The organism is Methanomassiliicoccales archaeon, from assembly GCA_035527755.1.
Taxonomy (GTDB): domain Archaea; phylum Thermoplasmatota; class Thermoplasmata; order Methanomassiliicoccales; family UBA472; genus UBA472.
The window spans coordinates 1-14,878 of record DATKZX010000009.1; the positions used below are offsets into that span (position 1 = coordinate 1).

Genomic DNA, 14,878 nt, shown 5'->3' on the forward strand with positions numbered 1-14,878 from the left:
AATGCGTTAATGATCCGGCCCCGGTTCACGCCACCAGCGCTACCAGCGATCAACCACCATAACAATCTCTCGATCGCTTTCATCGTCAGCCCGTATTCTAATCCGCCCTGCGAGGGCATGTGCCCAGCAATGCCTCTTGGATGGATGGGATGGAATGCTTTCGAGGGAATAATAGTATATGCATCATTCAACTCGGGCGCCCAGGTGGGCTTGAACGTCCTCTAGAGCATCCCACCCGGTCTTGCTTAAGAAAAAAACCTTTTATTTACTTATCACAATTGATTAAAAAAGTGCTCCCGCCGGGATTCGAACCCGGGTCTTCGCCTACCTTCCACCGCTATTCAGCGATGTCGAAAGGGCGGAATGATTGGCCGGACTACACTACGGGAGCGTAGGATGTCGCTTGATATTGAATTTATTACTTAAATCTTGGCGCAGGTAGCTTAATAGAGCCTAACCTAGGCGGGTGATCTCCTGAATTTACGATATCAACGTTGTTCGCCTTCCAGTAATTTCCCATGGAGAATCTTTAATAATCTAAAATGAACTGCATGCCTCTCGTGGTCGCTAACAAGAAAACCCGCTGCTCTAGGTGTGGTAAACCTTTCTTTGAGATATTGTTCGTCCTTTCTCTCACTGTCCTCGTAGCCATCTTTTTTATGGCCACCTTCTTCTTCAACCTCATCGCTCTTGGCGAGCCGGCGGTCGAAGACCTCGTAGGTGGGATATTCCCCCTCGGATTGGAGTACATCGCAATAGGTTTCATCGGTCTCATCATTTTCATGCCGATAATGATGGCCGGGGTAATGCCCAAGCTGGAGAAGAGGCATACCGTCAACGGTTCATTCGCATGCGTCAATTGCAAGGAGATACTCGTTCGGGAAGCTAGCGACGCCAAGGTGAAGCAGCAGCAAGCCGAAGAGGCCAAGGCCTATGCATATATGGCCAAGGTAGAGGGGATGGAAACAAGCGATCCCTGGGTCGGTAAACTGATCAGGTCCTGGAAGAAGGACAACCCGAGCAAACTGCCCGAGGAGACCATGATCAACGATCTGGACATGGCACATAACATGGAGAGGGCAGGTAACTACGAGAAGGCAGCGGTCATCCTTGAGAAGTACCAGTTCTGGGAAGAAGCGGGGCGGGTCCGCAAGCTTGACGATGAAAAGATCATCAAGCACATCACCATCGATATGAACGAGCTTATGGAGCAGGTTAGCACGAAGGGTCTGGCGATCCCCTACAAATGCCACTCATGCGGGGCTTCCATCACCATTGATAAGGACTCGAAGAAGGAGGGACTGAAGTCCTGTTCTTACTGCGGCACGGTCTATAACATCGAGGACATGACCAAGATCATCCAAAAGGCTCTGGACTGAACGGCCCCAGTACAATTGGCGTCTACCGCTAGTTGCACCAATGTTATATATAGGAACGGGTTTAAAGGAAACTTACCATTGGAGGCTTCCATTGAGCAACGCAACTTACAACCAGGGAGATCAAAGCGAAGAGATTCTTCGCTGCCCGTATCCGAACAAAAAACAAGGGGAGATGTTCGGCATAGCGGACCAGCTGCTGGGCGCCTCCCGTATCAAAATAATGTGCGCCGATGGCAATTCCCGCATGGGGCGCATCCCTGGAAAGATCAAGAAGCGAATGTGGATTCGGGAAGGCGACCTGGTCATAATCCGTCCCTGGGATTTCCAGGATGAGAAGTGTGACGTATTATACCGTTTCACCAAGACCCAGTCCAGCCACCTGAGCCGCCGGAAAGTTCTTCCAAAGAACCTGGACATATTCTGAGAGGCTTTATGCCACAAGAGGACCCCAATATCCTCAAGCTGGAACGGCAGGTGGACGGCCTGCGTCTCACTCGTTCCTACGAGAACTCCAAGGAGGCCCGCAAGGTCATGGACGAGGTCTTTGACCGCCTGACCCTGTCTGTCATCTTCAAGCTGAGCTGTGAAAAGCGCATAGCTAAAGTTGATTTTCCTATCTCTACTGGCAAGGAAGGCAATGTCTTCCGCATCACCACTCCGGATGGCGAGCACCGTGCCATGAAGATTTATCGTACCTCCAACAACACCTTCAAGAACATCGCCAAGTACATCGAGGGCGACCCGCGTTTCAAGGGTTTGTCGGGAAACACCCGCAAGCTCATCTACGCCTGGGCGACCAAGGAGTTCAAGAACCTCTGCCGTATGGAGGAGGCGCACGTCCGAGTGCCCCATCCCTACAGATTTCTCAAGAACGTGATCATAATGGACTACTTGGGCGACGAGAACATGGCCGCGCCGCAGCTGCGAACGGTCCGTTTGGAAGAACCGAATAAGGTGTACCGTGAGATAGTCATGTTCATGAAGAGGATGTATCAAAAGGCACGCCTGGTGCACGGAGACCTGAGCGAGTACAACATCCTTTTTCATGAAGGTAAGCCATATATAATCGACTGCGGTCAAGCGATGGTGACCGATCACCCTAACGCCGTGGATTTCCTGAAGCGGGACATCAAGAACATCAACCGCTACTTCCGGAGCCTGGACGTCAAGGTGTGGAGTGACCAGACCGTCCTGAGATACGTTCAGGGGGTGCAACGCTAATGAAGATCGTCAAGATTCCCAAGGAGCGCGTCGGCGCATTGATAGGGCAGGGCGGGGAGACCAAGAAGTTCCTGGAACGGAAGACCGGCATGCGTATCTCCATCGACGCCGAAGAGGGGGAGGTGTACTTTGATGACACCAATGTAGAGGACCCGTTGCTTCCCTTGAAGGTCATGGATATCATCAAGGCCATCGGCCGCGGCTTCGCCCCTCAAAAGGCCTTCCGGCTCCTGGACGACGATGAGTACCTGGAGCTCATTGAGATCGATGACTACGTAGGCAAGACTAAAAATCAATTGGTGCGCGTCCGTGCCCGGGTTATCGGGGCCGGGGGCAAGACCCGCCGCATCATCGAGGACCTCGTTGGTGTCAACATATCGATCTACGGTGACACGGTCTGCATCATCGGCAACTCTGCGCAGATGCCAGTGGCACGTACCGCCGTGGACATGCTGTTGAGCGGAAGCGAGCATGCCACCGTATACCGTTATCTGGAAAGGAAACGGGCCACGCTGCGCATCACTGAGATGGGCTTCGATATCTGAGATCGAACGGTTCAGTTCCAAGCACTGCCGTTCTTCAGCAGGGCCACGAGGTTCCTGGGGAACATGCTCAGCTCAAGACCCAAAGGCTCCAGGCGGGTGGCCATCATCTTCGCTTCGGGCCCGGTAAAATCACCCTTCATTAGGAAGGCCGTCTCATCCTCGCTCAGCTCGCTGCAATGCACCATCCAATCCTTGACCTTGATGTTGGCCGGACATACATTCTGGCAGATCATACATCCCACTAGGGCGTTGTGCATTCCCGCAGATATGAATTCGGGGAACGGGGTATCGGCCGGCATCTCGTTGTGGAAGGTAATGCATCTCTCGGCATGCAACAGGAATCGATCGTCGGAGATGGCATTGGTGGGACACGCTTTCAGGCAAGCCCGGCACTCATCGCAGCGTTCCATGGCCTTCACGTCCCGCCAATCGTCTGGCAGCTCCCTGTTGGTGAAGAAGCTGGTCAGCCGATAGAAGCTGCCGAACTTGGGCACATAGGTGATGTTGTTGCGACCATACTCTACCAGACCTGTTCTGGCGGCCAGGGTCTTATGGGGCAGGATCGCCCTCATGAGGTGGACACCGTTCCCATCTCCCTTCTCCAGCAGATCGACGATCTCCTGGTCCATCTCCACTGCCTGGGCATAGGTTGGCGGGACGACGGTCCTTATTCTTCGCCCTTCCCAGTTGAAGGTGACCTCGCAGATGGGCTGTGGAACGGCGATAACGATGACGCTCTTGGCATCTGGGAACGATTCGGGCACGATGTATCTAAAACGGGCAAGGTACAGTTCGTAGAGCTTGGGGTCCAGTAGACCTTGATGATGGAAGATCTCCAGGTCCTTCCGCACCTCCGGGAGATGGGAGACGGAAAGAGACCTTGCGAGATATCCCTTCGCCTCTAGAAGCCTGAATATGTTCCCGTTCTCGGTCATGGGTCTGAACAGAGGGGTTCATGTGTCCCCAGACATTAAAACTCTTTTCCCCGTTAACAAACGATATTTTATTTATAGGGGAGAGGGTAGGGCGGCCCGCACATGAAGGAAGTACTCGAACAAGCGCTGAAGGCCCAGGACAAGGACCTTTGCGATCATTGTCTAGGGCGGCCGTTCGCCCACGTGGGCACCGGCACCACCAATGAGCGTCGCGGCGCCGAGCTTCGCCTCCTGATCAACGACAGGAGGGCCGAGGAGGGGTTGGCCCCCTACACACACCAGAGGTGCTGGTTGTGCGACGAGATTTTCGAGCAGGTGCCCCGCTTCGCTGAGGCGGTGGCCTTGAAACTTCAGGAGATCAAGTACGACAACTTCCTGGTCGGCACCAGGGTCGATCCAGTGGTCCAAGCTCGCGAGGAGGAGCTTTGGTCCCTGGTCGGTCAAGAGTTCGCCGAGCCCATAAAGTCCGAGCTGAACCGGGAGATCGGTAAGGCCGTCTTCGCCATCACCGATAAGGATGTGGACTTCAAGAACCCCCAGGTGGTGGCCTTGGTCGACACCCGTTTCGCCCACGTGGAGCTGGACGTGGCACCGGTATTCATCTATGGCCGCTATCGCAAGCTGTCAAGGGAGATACCACAGACCAAATGGCCCTGCCGCGTTTGTCAAGGCAAGGGCTGTCCCCGCTGCGACCACACCGGAAAGATGTACCAGACCAGCGTGCAGGAGCAGATCGGGGATATCATTCTGCCATACGCCAATGCCAAGGAGCATTTCTTCCACGGTATGGGGCGGGAAGACATCGACGCTCGCATGCTAGGTAACGGTCGTCCCTTCGTCATCGAGATCAGCAACCCTGTGTTCCGTGCATTGGACCTCGCTTCCATCGAGAAGGAGGTCAACGAAAAGTGCAAGGACATGGTGGAAGTGGAGGGTTTACGTTTCTCCACCCGTGAGGAGGTGCGGCGGATCAAGGAAGCCACACCGGAAAAGGAGTACCGGGTCCAGGTCACCATTCACGGCAAAGTTAATAAGGGTAAAGTGGATGAGGTTTCTCGCACGTTCAATCGAACCTGTATCGTCCAGCGAACGCCCGTTAGGGTATCTCACCGGCGAGCGGATTTGAAGCGCGAACGCCACATCGTCTACGTGGTCCTGGAGGATTTCCAGGAGGACAAGATGACGTTGCGGTTGCGCACCGAGTCCGGTACCTATGTGAAGGAGTTCGTCCACGGGGATGAAGGCAGGACCGAACCCAATCTCTCGGAGATGCTGGGAGTCCCCTGCACCGTGGACGTACTGGACGTGATCGGGATCATCGATAACAGTGAGGTATAGAAATGGTCAAAGCATCCCATGGATTGAGGCATAAGGGCCGAAACATACTGAGGAGGAACCCCAGGCACAGGGGGCTCTCTGCCATCACCCACGAGTTCGTTCAGTTCGAAGTGGGCGAGCAAGCCAACATCTTCCTGGACCCAAGCATACACTTCGGTGCCCCGCACCTGCGCTTTCACGGCAAGACCGGTAGGGTCCTGGCCGCTCAGGGACGCGCATACGTGTTGTCGGTCCGTGACGGTAACAAATACAAGACGGTAATTTCCAGACCCGAGCATATGCGCAAGGTCAAGTACTGATTGGTGGTAAAATGACCGCTGATCGCTATGTCACCTTGGCTGAGGTGAAGGAGATGTTGCAGGCCGAGGGTGAGGATAGAGAGTTCACCACCGAGCAGAAGCTAGCCTTGGAACACGCCAGGATCGCCAAGCTCACTGTCGAGCAGGCTGAGGAACTGAGGGCCAAACTTACAGCCCTCGATTTCATCTCAGAGATGGTCACATCCGAGCAGGTGGCGGTCAAGATCACCGACCTGCTTCCGACCCACAATGACGATGTCAGGGTCATATTCGCCAAGGAGCGAAGGGTGATCGATAAGAAGCAGGCCGAGCAGATTATTAAATTGGTGAATGAATATCTTTAGGCTGGTGTTATTTTGGAGGACTACGCGCATATCCTTGATTATCTACCGCAAGGACTACCCTCGGAGAGGGGTTTCAGAAAGGATCCAGTAGCGTATGCCCTCGGCGGCACCGAATTCAAACTTTTCGAACTGGTCCCCAAACCGGACGTCATCATCAACTTGGGTGAGACGGTCTACATCGGTAAGGACATGGACAAGAGGGACAAGGTCCTGCACGTGAAGAGGCGCGTTAGTTACGAGGAACTGACCGCAGGGGCTCAGAGCGAGCTTCCCTACGTCATCGTTGAGGTGATCAAGGAGACGGAGGCCCGTTACGTACAGTTCTTCAACGAGGCCCAATCGGTCACCACGCGCTATCATATGCTGGAGCTGCTGCCCGGTCTGGGCAAGAAGACCATGTGGGCCATCCTGGACGAGAGGAAGAAAGGTCCCTTCGCCTCCTTCGCGGACATAGCTGCTCGCATTCCGACATTCAAGCACCCCGAAAAGGTGGTGGCCAAGCGCATAGAGTCCGAGCTGTCCGACCCCACTCAGAAATACCGCATATTCGTTTCTAGGTGAGATGATCAGCATCGGGGAGCTGCGCTCCCTTCTCGAGCGGTATGGTGTAAGGCCTTCAAAATCCAAAGGGCAGAACTATCTGGTGGACCGCCGGGTGGCTGAAAGGGAGGTCGAGTATCTGGGGGTATCTCCAGGGGACCGGGTCCTAGAGGTCGGGCCGGGGTTCGGAATTTTGACGGAAGCGCTACTGCAGAGAACGCAGGACGTGACCGCCATCGAGCTGGAGCCAGGAGCGGTGAGGTTCCTTCGTGACCGTTATCCGCAGGTGAACGTATTGGAGGGTGACTTCCTGGAAGTGGACGTCCCGCCGTTCGACCTCTTCCTTTCTAACGTTCCATACAGCATATCCTCCCCCCTGCTCTTTCGATTGCTGGACATGAATTTCAAGCGGGCGGTGATCATGGTACAGCGGGAGTTCGCTGAGCGAATGGCCGCCTCCGCCGGGGAGAAGGAGTATTCCAGACTGTCGGTCAATGTGCATTATCGAGCGGAATGCAAGCTGCTGGAGAACGTCCCCCGTTCCCGATTCTGGCCTGAGCCAGAGGTTGATTCCACCGTCGTACTGCTAACCCCTCGCCCCGCCCCCTTCGCCCTAAAGGACGAGAAGCACTTCATGAGAATGGTCGACGTGCTATTCCAGCAGAGGCGCAAGAAGATCGGCACGGTGCTGAAGATGAAGGACATGATAAAGAAGGAAGAGCGGAAGGACCTGCCCTATATGGACCAGAGGGTGGAAGAGCTCAGCCCGGAGCAGATAGGGGAGCTGTCCGACGCCATCCAGAGGTTGTAAGCGCTTCTTCGCGTCAAAGACGGTAGCTTGAATACGTGTCAGTTGGATAGTCCCGATGGTGAGGTAGAAGATGGCAGTGGGTGAGATAGTTTTGTCGGTACCCTTCATGGGGGAAGCTTTGAGGAAGGGCGCACACTTGGGGCATAGGGCGCTATGTGTGTTCGAGAGCAAGGAAGTTCCCGAAGGCAGCAAACCATTCGGTATGGTGGACAGATGCGTGGCCAAGGCGGTCTTCATGTGCGCCAAAGGCGAAGTTTCCTCTCTGCACATAGGTCCTGAGGCACGTTCGGGGGTCTGTCCCGGTGGGCAGACCTGGACCGGGTTGACCGAGATGGCCGAGGGGCTCAGGTACTTCATCTCCACGGGTACCCCGGACTTCAGACACGGGGAGGCCGAGTTCCTGAAACTGGACCCCGACATGGTTACGCGCAGCAAGAACATCGTCGGCCTGATCAGGCCGCCTGACCGCTACCTGTGCGTCATGTCCTGTGATGATTTCCAGGGATCTCTTGGGATTCCTAGGGCCATATTGCTATTCGCCGAGGCCGAACAGCTCCGAAACCTGCTCGCCCTGCACCATTTCGGCACTCCGGACATATTCACATCGACCAGTGCACCTTGGGGTCCCAGCTGCGCATCGTTCCTCAGCTATCCTGCCGGTCTGAGCGCCAACTGTCCGGCGCACGCCCTCATCATCGGTCCCGTGGACCCTACCGGCAACAACTGGATGCCACCGGGCATGATGTCCCTGGGGATCCCCATTCAACAGGCCGAGCGCATGGTCAAGGACATGCCCGCTTCCTTCCTGTCCAAACGGGTCCATATAGCATTCCCAGATGGGCGTTGAACGGCAGCAGCACACCCGGTTTGTGGTGAAAGGGACCGTTTCTTGTCAGGCAATCTTTTTTACCCCGGCCACCTTATGGATGGAGGGAGAAAAGATGCTCATCGGTATAGTCGGAAAACCCAACGTAGGGAAGTCCACCTTCTTTTCCGCGGCCACACTGGCAACAGCGGAGATAGCCAACTATCCGTTCACTACCATCAAGCCCAACAAAGGAATGGCCTTCGTGCGCACCAAATGCCCTCATATCGAATTCAATGTCAAGTGCCAACCGAAGAACTCAGCTTGTGAGAACGGCGTGAGATTGGTGCCCACGGAGCTGATGGACGTGGCCGGTCTGGTACCGGATGCTTGTAAGGGAAAAGGACTGGGAAATCAGTTCTTGGACGACCTTAGGAACGCTGACGCCTTCATTCATGTCGTGGACGCCACCGGCTCCACCGATTTCGAGGGGAACGCCGTGAAGCCAGGAAGCCATGACCCGGTAGAGGACCTGCAGTTCCTGGAAAGGGAGATCGTCGAGTGGATAAAAGGCATCATGGTGAAGGGGTTCGACAAGCTGGCCCGGGCGGCGCACTTGGAAAGCATGAAGTTGGAACAGGTGATCCATGAAAGGCTCACCGGGCTTGGGGTTAGCGAGGCACAGGTGTCCGCCGCCCTGCGGATCTCCGCGATGCCAGGGAAGATCATCGAATGGAAGGACGAGGACCTTTACCGCCTGGCACAGAACATACGCCGACAGAGCAAGCCGATGATAATAGCGCTCAACAAGGCGGATGTGGCCGATCCCGCGCTCATAAAAAGATTGAGCGAACTGGAAGGTTACGTAACGGTACCGACATGTGCCGAGACGGAGCTAGCGCTGCGTCGCGCGACCAAGGCCGGACTGATAACCTATGTCCCCGGCGACAAGGAGTTCAAGATCAACGATCCGGCGAAATTGAATCCCAATCAGAAGAAGGCGCTGGATTACATGGCCCAGGTCATGCAGAGATACGGCGGCACCGGGATCCAACAGTGCATAGAGAAGGTTGCCTTTGACATGCTGGACCTCATCGTCGTCTATCCGGTGGAGGATGAAGGACATCTCACCGATCACGATGGAAACGTCCTTCCAGACGCCTTCCTGTTACGCAATGGAAGCACCGCGAGGGACCTGGCATACAAGGTGCATACCGACCTGGGAGATCATTTCATAAGGGCGATAAACGCCCGCACTCATCGGGTGGTCGGCCACGACCATGTACTGGAGAACGAGGACGTGATGACCATAGTGGCGAAGAGGTAAGAGATGGGTGAGTGGGACGTCAGGTTGCTGACCGCTTCTTATTCCAAGGCGGAGAACGACAATATCATCATCGAGCTGTACGGCAAGACCAGGGACGGACGCTCCATCACCATGCGCAAGTCCGGGTTCCGCCCTTACTTCCACGTTGCCGCTCCGCCGGAGGAGGTGGCGCCCCACGTCCAAGGCAAGGACGATTTCCTTGCCATCGATCCGGTGGACCTCTTCCTTATCAACAGGGGTCGGATCGAACGTTGCTCAAAAGTGGTGATCAAGTTCCCTTGGGTGGTGCCGCAGTATCGTAAAGAACTGAAGCACCAGGGCTTCGAGGTGTACGCCGCCGATATCCCGTTCCATCACCGTTTCATCTACGACAACGACATCCCCGCATGTTTCACAGCCCGGGGCGAGGAGGTGAAGGGGGATTACACCACCGATCTGGTGATCAATCTGCGCTCCTTCACCGAGATCAAGCCGTTCACACCGAAGCTGAAGGTCCTGAGCTTCGACATTGAGAACTCCATCAAGGACGAGACCATCTACACCGTCTGCTACGTCATCAAGGACGAGGGTGGAATGCGCAACGGCGACCCCCTATTTGGCAGCGAGAAGGAGATCATAGAAAGGTTCACCCAGGTAATCCAGGAGGAGGACCCGGACATCATCACCGGGTACAACATCGACGGTTACGACATCCCCTTCATGATGAAGCGGGCGGAGAAATATGGGCTGAACAACCTTCAATGGGGTCGCGACCTTTCCGCACCCCGCCAGGTCATGGGGAGATTCTGGCGCTTGACCGGAAGGCTGGTTGCCGACGCCTGGTGGGCGGTGAAGGTGGAGGTCCGGCCTAAACAGGAGACACTCAACGCCGTGTCCAAGCTACTTCTGGGGGAGGAGAAGCTGGATGTGGACATGAAGATGAAGGTCGGCGAGGACTATGATCCCCGGGCCATCGACAAGGAATGGGCCAACAATCGGGATAAGGTTCTAGCCTACTGTCTGAGGGACGCCGAGCTGGCGTTGAAGATACTGGGCAAGGTGGGAAGGATCCGCAAGGGCATGGACCTTGCGGCCGTATCCCGTATGCCAGTGGACGACGTGCTGAACAGCGGTTCTTCGCAGCTCATCGATTCCATCCTTATTCGTTCGGCCGACCGCAATGTCCCACAGGTGGCGGTACCGCTGACCGGTGATTTCGGCGATGATGAGGAAGCGATCGAAGGCGGATATGTGCATGAGATCTCCCCCGGGGTCTACCACTGGGTCTGCGTGTTGGACTTCAAGTCCATGTATCCGAGCCTGATCATCTCCCGCAACATCTGCTTCACCACCAGAGATGACAGCGGGGAGGTGGTCTCGCCCATAGGCGTTCACTTCCTCACCAAAGAGCAGCGCGTCGGCATTCTGCCGACCATCCTGGCCGACCTCATGCGCCGGAGGGACGAGACAAAAAGGCTGATGAAACAGGCCAAGGACCCCGAGGAGGCGCACTATTACGATGGTCTGCAAGGAGCCATCAAGATATTGATGAACTCATTCTATGGGGTGTTCGCATCCTCCTTCTACCGATTCACCGACCGGAGCATAGGTGGCAGTATCACCGCTTTCGCCAGGGAGACGACGAAGGGTATCATCAAATCCCTGGAGGGCGAAGGCACCAATGTGATCTACTCGGACACCGACTCGGTCTTCGTTCAATCTCCCTACCCGGAGCTCCCTGGTTCCATCACCTTCGGTAAGGATCTGGCGGTGCGTTTCTCCAAGGAGGGGGGCTCCCTGGAGTTCGAAAAGATCATGGAGCCCCTGTTCTCCCACGGCAAGAAGAAGAGGTACGTGGGACGCATGATCTGGCCAAAGGAGGAGCTGATCATCCGCGGCTACGAGGTGAGGCGAACCGACGCCTTTGACCTTCAGTCGGAATCGCTGATGACGATGTTCGAGTTCATCATGGACGGAAAGATCGACGAGGCGGTGAAGGCCGCCCGCTCCTATGTCCAGGACATGTTATCCGGGAACGTGCCGATCGAGAAGTTGATCATCTCCAAGGGATGCCGCGATTTCAGGAAATACGCCAATCCCGACGCCCAGGCGACAGTGCAGACGGCCAAGAAGCTCATGACCATGGGATACGAGTTCGTACCGGGGATGAAGGTCTCGTGGATCGTGACGAACTCAAGAAAGAAGCCCCAGGAGGTGCAGCCCTACGTAAGCGGGCAGGAGTTCCCCTACACCCCCGACTATCGTTATTACGCCGAACGCATGGCCCAGACGTTGTCGCGGGCCACAGAGGTGTTCGGTTGGGGAGACCGGGACCTACTGAACGGCAATCAGCAGGCCAACCTCTTCGATTCTTCGTTCACCGAGGAAAAGAAACCCGTTATCAAGTTGGAGCAGGTCAAGAAGACCGATAAGAAACTATCACTGGATGACTTCATGTGATCCCCGGTCTGCAAATCGTTTATATACGGCGACATTATGTGTCGGGACTGTAACGAGATCGATGTCTCGTTGGAAATGTACCCCTTAGGGGGCGAATCCCGAAACGCCGCTCTTTGCGGCGCTGGTGATACAAATGGTAGATAAGAAGATCGACGATAACGAGGACGGACCCCGCCCGGTGAGGGGTAAGAGCATGTACTCTTACATCTCCGACGCCTGGGACCGCCCCGAGGATTCTTACGTTAAGGCTCTGCAATGGGAACGCCTCATCTCTTGGAGGCGGGAGAAGAACTTCAGCCGTATCGAACGGCCTACCCGATTGGACCGCGCCCGGGCTCTTGGCTACAAGGCCAAGCAGGGCGTCATCGTGGTCCGCGGCCGTGTCCGAAAGGGCGGGCTGCAGAAGCGCAAGATCTGGAAAGGACGCCGGGCCAAGCGCGAGGGTATGAAGAAGATCACCATGGGCAAGAGCATCAAGAGGATCGCCGAGGAGAGGACGGCCAAGCGCTATCCTAACATGGAGGTTCTCAACTCTTACTGGGTGGGAGAGGACGGTAAGCACGTCTGGTTCGAGACCATCCTGGTGGACAAGCACCACCCCTCTGTGATGGCCGACAAGAACCTGAACTGGATATGCGGCCGGGCCCACAAGAACAGGGTATACCGCGGTAAGACCTCCGCCGGACGGAAGGGTCGCGGAATGCGCTGGAAGGGCAAGGGCGCCGAGAAGGCCAGACCATCTGTCAGGGCTCACAACAACCAGATAAAGTAGGCCTATCGGCCTACTCAGAAATCTCTTTCAAACGTCTTTCCACTTCTTCTTTATCCATCCCGATGAGCGGATGGTATACAGGTACGTCCACGTCCAACCGTTCCGCGGAGACAAGTTCGTCGATCGACCAGCCGACCACCACTCCGTGGGCCTTGCCTAGGTATATCTGCTTCCCCAAAACCCCGCTGATCTTGCGGACCTCGGGGTCCCAGCCATCGATTATGCGCATGGCTTCCTCGTTTTTCCCCAGAAAAAGCACCCGGCAGCCTCGTTTCATCATCATCCAGGCCGCCAGGGCATCCTTTCGTTCGTTCATTATGGCCACGACCTTGCCCTGACTGCCCATGGGCAGACCCCCGGGGCCGTCCAGGTACTCGCTGAAGATGTAGGCGCGGTTCTCCCTCACCTCCACATAGATTATCTGGTCCGGATGGTGCAGGTCCACTCGCACACCCCTATGTCGAGTGGCTTCGAAGATCTCCTCACCAGCATCGCGAGCCAGGTCCATGCTGGTGTATGTGTGTGTGCCATTGCGGCGAGCCTCCACCCTGAAGCTGGAACCGTCCTTCAATAAAGGGTCCGCGATCTTCAAGGCTAGCTTCCTGATGCTGACAAGGTCGCTGCCGCATTCCTCCACCAAGCTCAGTGAGGAGATGCCGAACACGCGGCGCAGCACCGCTGCAGCCTCCGTTGGCCGGTCCGTGCTCACGAAAAGTCTTCCATACTGACAATCAATGAAGGCCTCGATCTTTTCCTTGGCCAAGGCGGCCATCATGTTGTAGGTGAGCACCCTCTCAAAATATCTGCGGATGCCTTGACTCTTCAATCCGAGTTCGGCGTACCTGACGAGCAGCAGGCCCATACCCCTTCCATATCGATCGGGGTAATAAACCATTCTCCCGCTAAGATTATGTTCCAAGGCGATCATGACCGACCAATGGACGCCTTGCTGCTTCTGCTCATCGCCCTGCTATGCATGAGCGCTGGGACCATCGGCGCCCTCATGGGCCTCGGAGGAGGGTTGATAATAATCCCCCTGCTAACATTGGGCTTTGGTATTCCCATGCAGGAGGCCATAGGCGCAAGTTTGATCGGGGTGATCGCCACCTCGACCGGGGCGGCCACCAAGTACGTGAAGCAAGGATTGACCAACGTACGTCTGGCTCTGTTCCTGGAAATGTCTACCACCATGGGGTCCATAATCGGGGCGCTGATCGCTGTCTATACCAACCAGACGGTACTGTTCCTGTTCTTCTCCGCGCTATTGGTCTATGCCGGGTTCACCATGCTTCGCCGGACCGAGCTGTTCTTCTCCCCCGACGAGGTGAAGGCTGAAGAGCAGATAGTGGACCTTTCCTGCAGGTACGTCGACCCTCGGAGCAATTGTGAGATCAACTACGGTGTGAAGGGGTTGAGGAAAGGATTGGCATACAGTAGTGTCGCCGGTATGCTCTCCGGCCTGCTGGGGGTGGGCGGCGGCCTGGTCAAGGTACCGGTAATGAGCGTCTGCATGTGCGTACCGTTGAAAGCGGCCACGGCCACCAGCAACTTCATGATCGGTGTGACGGCCCTCACCGGGGCCATCATCTTCTACGGCCATGGACTGTTGAACGCCTATCTCTGCGCCGCTGTGGCTCTGGGGGTCTTTGCCGGGGCCTATATCGGGACCATGCTCATGGCAAAATATTCCTCCAACCAGCTGCGAAAGGGTTTCGCCATTATGCTGTTCATCGTCGCCGCGTCCATGATCCTCAAGACCACCGGACTGTGGGGTGGGGCATAATGGCCGGGCAGGAAAGGCTATGCCGGGTGGTGCATCCCATCCTCAAATGGGGAATGCTGCTCAGCATGGTATTGTTGATATCCGGGTTGCTCTTGGGACTGGGGGCCGGTGCAGAGATGGAAGGCACCTTGCCACTGGAAAAAATTCCCCAAGGGATGATCGACCTGGACCCCCTTGCCTTCGTCACCCTCGGTCTGCTGATGCTGATAGCCACCCCACTGACCAGGGTCCTCGGTGCCCTATGTCTTTTCCTGGGTGAGAAGGACTGGAAGTTCGCGCTGATATCCATGGTGGTGCTGTCAGCGGTGGTATTGGCGGTATTTCTAGGGGCGGTATGAGT

General features: G+C 55.9%; 17 protein-coding genes and 1 tRNA gene. 15 read left to right on the forward strand and 3 right to left on the reverse strand.

Annotated elements, in window-relative coordinates:
* Nucleotides 1-291: 291 nt before the first annotated feature.
* Nucleotides 292-391, reverse strand: a tRNA-Glu gene (locus VMW85_04360).
* Between the two features lie 151 nt (nucleotides 392-542).
* On the opposite strand from VMW85_04360, the gene VMW85_04365 reads away from it, so the two are divergent.
* From VMW85_04365 to VMW85_04380, 4 genes are all read left to right on the forward strand, one after another.
* Entirely contained in the window at nucleotides 543-1,379 is an 837-nt protein-coding gene (locus VMW85_04365) for a hypothetical protein (GenBank protein ID HUT27262.1), read from the forward strand.
* A 91-nt stretch (nucleotides 1,380-1,470) separates the two neighbouring features.
* Nucleotides 1,471-1,803, forward strand: coding sequence for a translation initiation factor eIF-1A (eif1A, locus tag VMW85_04370; GenBank protein HUT27263.1), 333 nt, complete (start codon nucleotides 1,471-1,473; stop codon nucleotides 1,801-1,803).
* An 8-nt stretch (nucleotides 1,804-1,811) separates the two neighbouring features.
* Nucleotides 1,812-2,600 (forward strand): serine protein kinase RIO, encoded by a 789-nt coding sequence (locus VMW85_04375; GenBank protein ID HUT27264.1) that lies wholly within the window; start codon nucleotides 1,812-1,814, stop codon nucleotides 2,598-2,600.
* Nucleotides 2,600-3,145, forward strand: coding sequence for a KH domain-containing protein (locus VMW85_04380; GenBank protein ID HUT27265.1), 546 nt, complete (start codon nucleotides 2,600-2,602; stop codon nucleotides 3,143-3,145). Before VMW85_04375 ends, VMW85_04380 begins: the two co-directional genes overlap by 1 nt.
* 11 nt (nucleotides 3,146-3,156) lie before the next feature.
* Here VMW85_04380 and VMW85_04385 read toward each other — a convergent pair whose 3' ends face one another.
* The gene (locus tag VMW85_04385) at nucleotides 3,157-4,080 is read right to left on the reverse strand and encodes a 4Fe-4S double cluster binding domain-containing protein (protein HUT27266.1); all 924 of its coding nucleotides are present in this window, start codon (nucleotides 4,078-4,080) and stop codon (nucleotides 3,157-3,159) included.
* Nucleotides 4,081-4,182: 102 nt separating this feature from the next.
* Between VMW85_04385 and VMW85_04390 the strand changes: the two genes are divergently transcribed.
* The 9 genes from VMW85_04390 (at nucleotide 4,183) to VMW85_04430 (ending at nucleotide 12,755) form a co-directional block, all read left to right on the forward strand.
* Entirely contained in the window at nucleotides 4,183-5,418 is a 1,236-nt protein-coding gene (locus VMW85_04390) for a tRNA pseudouridine(54/55) synthase Pus10 (GenBank protein ID HUT27267.1), read from the forward strand.
* 2 nt (nucleotides 5,419-5,420) lie between these two features.
* Entirely contained in the window at nucleotides 5,421-5,717 is a 297-nt protein-coding gene (locus tag VMW85_04395) for a 50S ribosomal protein L21e (protein HUT27268.1), read from the forward strand.
* Between the two features lie 11 nt (nucleotides 5,718-5,728).
* Complete coding sequence (locus tag VMW85_04400; protein ID HUT27269.1) at nucleotides 5,729-6,061, forward strand: RNA polymerase Rpb4 family protein; 333 nt, start codon at nucleotides 5,729-5,731, stop codon at nucleotides 6,059-6,061.
* A gap of 12 nt (nucleotides 6,062-6,073) precedes the next feature.
* A complete protein-coding gene (locus VMW85_04405; GenBank protein HUT27270.1) occupies nucleotides 6,074-6,622 on the forward strand; it encodes a DUF655 domain-containing protein in 549 nt (182 codons plus the stop codon).
* Nucleotide 6,623: 1 nt separating this feature from the next.
* On the forward strand, nucleotides 6,624-7,412 hold the full coding sequence (gene rsmA / locus VMW85_04410) for a 16S rRNA (adenine(1518)-N(6)/adenine(1519)-N(6))-dimethyltransferase RsmA (protein HUT27271.1): 789 nt from the start codon (nucleotides 6,624-6,626) through the stop codon (nucleotides 7,410-7,412).
* Between the two features lie 70 nt (nucleotides 7,413-7,482).
* The gene (locus tag VMW85_04415; GenBank protein HUT27272.1) at nucleotides 7,483-8,259 is read left to right on the forward strand and encodes a DUF169 domain-containing protein; all 777 of its coding nucleotides are present in this window, start codon (nucleotides 7,483-7,485) and stop codon (nucleotides 8,257-8,259) included.
* A 94-nt stretch (nucleotides 8,260-8,353) separates the two neighbouring features.
* Nucleotides 8,354-9,544: a redox-regulated ATPase YchF gene (locus VMW85_04420; GenBank protein HUT27273.1), complete on the forward strand. Its 1,191-nt coding sequence runs from the start codon at nucleotides 8,354-8,356 to the stop codon at nucleotides 9,542-9,544.
* A gap of 3 nt (nucleotides 9,545-9,547) precedes the next feature.
* Entirely contained in the window at nucleotides 9,548-11,983 is a 2,436-nt protein-coding gene (locus VMW85_04425) for a DNA polymerase domain-containing protein (protein HUT27274.1), read from the forward strand.
* Nucleotides 11,984-12,116: 133 nt separating this feature from the next.
* Nucleotides 12,117-12,755 carry a 50S ribosomal protein L15e gene (locus VMW85_04430; protein ID HUT27275.1) on the forward strand — a complete coding sequence of 213 codons (639 nt, stop codon included), beginning with the start codon at nucleotides 12,117-12,119 and terminating at the stop codon, nucleotides 12,753-12,755.
* Between the two features lie 10 nt (nucleotides 12,756-12,765).
* Here the strand turns inward: VMW85_04430 and VMW85_04435 are convergent, their stop codons facing one another.
* The gene (locus tag VMW85_04435; protein ID HUT27276.1) at nucleotides 12,766-13,617 is read right to left on the reverse strand and encodes a THUMP domain-containing protein; all 852 of its coding nucleotides are present in this window, start codon (nucleotides 13,615-13,617) and stop codon (nucleotides 12,766-12,768) included.
* Nucleotides 13,618-13,692: 75 nt separating this feature from the next.
* On the opposite strand from VMW85_04435, the gene VMW85_04440 reads away from it, so the two are divergent.
* Both VMW85_04440 and VMW85_04445 read left to right on the forward strand, forming a co-directional pair.
* Nucleotides 13,693-14,538, forward strand: coding sequence for a sulfite exporter TauE/SafE family protein (locus tag VMW85_04440; protein HUT27277.1), 846 nt, complete (start codon nucleotides 13,693-13,695; stop codon nucleotides 14,536-14,538).
* Entirely contained in the window at nucleotides 14,538-14,876 is a 339-nt protein-coding gene (locus tag VMW85_04445) for a DUF1634 domain-containing protein (protein ID HUT27278.1), read from the forward strand. Before VMW85_04440 ends, VMW85_04445 begins: the two co-directional genes overlap by 1 nt.
* Nucleotides 14,877-14,878: the final 2 nt, after the last annotated feature.

Coding starts and splice junctions, on each gene's coding strand:
- VMW85_04365 (HUT27262.1), top strand. CDS start 543: ATGAACTGCATGCCTCTCGTGGTCGCTAACAAGAAAACCCGCTGCTCT.
- VMW85_04375 (HUT27264.1), top strand. CDS start 1,812: ATGCCACAAGAGGACCCCAATATCCTCAAGCTGGAACGGCAGGTGGAC.
- VMW85_04380 (HUT27265.1), top strand. CDS start 2,600: ATGAAGATCGTCAAGATTCCCAAGGAGCGCGTCGGCGCATTGATAGGG.
- VMW85_04385 (HUT27266.1), bottom strand. CDS start 4,080: ATGACCGAGAACGGGAACATATTCAGGCTTCTAGAGGCGAAGGGATAT.
- VMW85_04390 (HUT27267.1), top strand. CDS start 4,183: ATGAAGGAAGTACTCGAACAAGCGCTGAAGGCCCAGGACAAGGACCTT.
- VMW85_04395 (HUT27268.1), top strand. CDS start 5,421: ATGGTCAAAGCATCCCATGGATTGAGGCATAAGGGCCGAAACATACTG.
- VMW85_04400 (HUT27269.1), top strand. CDS start 5,729: ATGACCGCTGATCGCTATGTCACCTTGGCTGAGGTGAAGGAGATGTTG.
- rsmA (HUT27271.1), top strand. CDS start 6,624: ATGATCAGCATCGGGGAGCTGCGCTCCCTTCTCGAGCGGTATGGTGTA.
- VMW85_04415 (HUT27272.1), top strand. CDS start 7,483: ATGGCAGTGGGTGAGATAGTTTTGTCGGTACCCTTCATGGGGGAAGCT.
- VMW85_04420 (HUT27273.1), top strand. CDS start 8,354: ATGCTCATCGGTATAGTCGGAAAACCCAACGTAGGGAAGTCCACCTTC.
- VMW85_04425 (HUT27274.1), top strand. CDS start 9,548: ATGGGTGAGTGGGACGTCAGGTTGCTGACCGCTTCTTATTCCAAGGCG.
- VMW85_04430 (HUT27275.1), top strand. CDS start 12,117: ATGGTAGATAAGAAGATCGACGATAACGAGGACGGACCCCGCCCGGTG.
- VMW85_04435 (HUT27276.1), bottom strand. CDS start 13,617: ATGGGCCTGCTGCTCGTCAGGTACGCCGAACTCGGATTGAAGAGTCAA.
- VMW85_04440 (HUT27277.1), top strand. CDS start 13,693: ATGGACGCCTTGCTGCTTCTGCTCATCGCCCTGCTATGCATGAGCGCT.
- VMW85_04445 (HUT27278.1), top strand. CDS start 14,538: ATGGCCGGGCAGGAAAGGCTATGCCGGGTGGTGCATCCCATCCTCAAA.